Raw genomic sequence first — 2,270 nt, forward strand, 5'->3', positions numbered from 1 at the left:
AGAATCTGCCCTGTAATGCCGCTGGCAAGATCGCTGCACAAAAACGCCGCCGCATTCCCCACCTCAATTTGTGAGACGCTGCGTCGCAACGGAGCTACCTCTTCTAAATGGCTAATCATGTCACGAATACCGCTGACGGCTGAAGACGCTAGCGTGCGAATCGGACCAGCGGAAACGGCGTTTACTCGAATGTTCTGCGGACCCAGATCAGCGGCTAAGTAGCGCACGCTCATTTCCAGAGCGGCTTTGGCAACGCCCATAATGTTGTAGTTTGGAATCACGCGCACACCGCCCAGGTAGGAGAGCGTCACAACGCTTCCACCGTCGGTCATCAGCGGTTTTGCGCCCGCACATAGCTTGAGCAGCGAATACGTGCTGACATCGAGAGCCAGGGCAAAGCCTTCACGGGACGTTTCCGAGAAGCTAAAGGTATTTGCCATCTCGTCTTTGTTCGCAAATGCCAGACAGTGAATTAAGATGTCCAGCTTGCCCCACTTGTCCCGCACCGAATCGAACAGCGATCGAACCTGGTCGTCGTCTTGCACATTGCACGGCAAGAACAGCGTCGGATTGAGGGGTTCTACAAGTTCGCCAACTTTTTTCTCGAACCGCCCTTTGTCATCCGGTAAGTACGTTACCCCAATGGTTGCCCCTGCTTTGTGAAGCTGCTGCGCAATGCCCCAGGCGATCGAGCGATCGTTGGCGATGCCAGTGATCAGCGCATTTTTTCCGGTTAAATCCAGCATATCTGTCTATTATTAATGGCAACTATGAGAATACTCGAAAGATGGAACACATCGGATCGAAATTGTGTAGCATCAGGCACAAAAAAGGGTTCTCAAGTAAGTTTAAGTAGTGTTCTAAGTTACAGATCGCGCATATGGGTTTGTAGGCTGCATTCTGGGCAATATCGCGGGAACCAGTAGGGGATTATGGTAGTGACGCAGGATCGACCAATCGCAACCGTTTTTCGTCAGATGGGCGGCGGTGCTTTTCCACCCGTCGTTGAAACCTTTGAGCGGGGCAAAACTATTTTCTTCCCCGGCGATCCGGCAGAACGGGTCTATTTCTTGCTCAAAGGTGCTGTTAAGCTGTCCAGAGTCTACGAAGCGGGCGAAGAAATTACCGTAGCGCTGCTGCGAGAAAACAGCGTGTTTGGCGTGCTGTCGCTGATTACAGGGCACCGATCGGATCGCTTCTATCATGCGGTGGCGTTTACTCCGGTAGAGCTACTGTCGGTGCCGATCGAGCAAATGGAAAAAGCTCTGAAGGAGAACCCGGAGCTTTCGATGGTGCTGCTGCGGGGTCTGTCCTCACGGATTCTGCAAACGGAAATGATGATCGAGACGCTGGCACACCGCGATATGGGATCGCGACTGGTTAGCTTTTTGCTGATTCTTTGCCGCGACTTTGGTCTTCCGACGACCGACGGGATCACGATCGACCTGAAGCTTTCCCATCAGGCAATCGCGGAGGCGATCGGATCTACTCGGGTCACGGTCACTCGCCTGCTGGGCGATCTACGCCAAGACAAAATGATTTCGATTCATAAAAAGAAGATCACGGTACACAATCCGGTGACGCTGAGTCAGCAATTCACTTAATCAAGCTGGTGCTCGCGAATCTCATGCGGCACTGAAGCCAGATGAGGTTGAGATTTTTTTGAATCCTGTTCTTCAGTGGCGCTGCAATTTGTAGTTCAAAGAGGTTGGGATCGTTGATGAAGGACGATCGTTTGACCTTTTTACTCGACGTTCCAAGCTCTAAGCACGATCGTCCGAGTTCAGAGGGCGATCGTTAACGTTCCGAACCTGAATGATTGACCTTTTTGCTGAATCGTTCGAGTTCAAAGGGTGATCGTCCGAGCTTGAAGCATCCTACTGTGCTCCTGCTTGCAGAAATTAGAGTGGCTCAACTGATTGGTTGCCGACTTGCAACCACGAAAAAACCTGCGCGGCGGTTAGGGTCAAATCAATTAGCTGAATCACCGGAAGGGGTCGATCGCCTCGACAGATCACAGGCTCTTGCTGAGGCATAAACACCAAAACCGAGTAATCATCTGGATCGATCATCCAGCCCAATTTGCAGCCGTGTCTCAAGCAGTGCAAGATATTATCGATGACACGGGTTGCTTTTTGATCAGGAGAGAGAATCTCAATGGTCCAATCGGGCGCGTCGGTAAAATCATCTTCTGGTTCTCCCGATGCATTGATCCGAATGCGGCTCCAAGCCACCACTGCAACGTCCGGCACAATAGAACGTCCAGCAAA

At 51.6% G+C, this 2,270-nt stretch carries 3 protein-coding genes; 1 reads left to right on the forward strand and 2 read right to left on the reverse strand.

Annotated features, from left to right (window positions below):
• On the reverse strand, positions 1-746 hold a 746-nt coding region (gene fabI / locus H6F43_RS03025; protein WP_190340536.1), incomplete at its 3' end, for an enoyl-ACP reductase FabI.
• 186 nt (positions 747-932) lie between these two features.
• On the opposite strand from fabI, the gene ntcA reads away from it, so the two are divergent.
• Positions 933-1,604: a global nitrogen regulator NtcA gene (ntcA, locus tag H6F43_RS03030; RefSeq protein ID WP_190340537.1), complete on the forward strand. Its 672-nt coding sequence runs from the start codon at positions 933-935 to the stop codon at positions 1,602-1,604.
• A gap of 297 nt (positions 1,605-1,901) precedes the next feature.
• Here the strand turns inward: ntcA and H6F43_RS03035 are convergent.
• On the reverse strand, positions 1,902-2,270 hold a 369-nt coding region (locus tag H6F43_RS03035), incomplete at its 5' end, for a Uma2 family endonuclease (protein WP_190340539.1).

Source organism: Leptolyngbya sp. FACHB-36 (assembly GCF_014695955.1).
Classification (GTDB): domain Bacteria; phylum Cyanobacteriota; class Cyanobacteriia; order Leptolyngbyales; family Leptolyngbyaceae; genus FACHB-36.

Coding starts and splice junctions, on each gene's coding strand:
- ntcA (WP_190340537.1), top strand. CDS start 933: ATGGTAGTGACGCAGGATCGACCAATCGCAACCGTTTTTCGTCAGATG.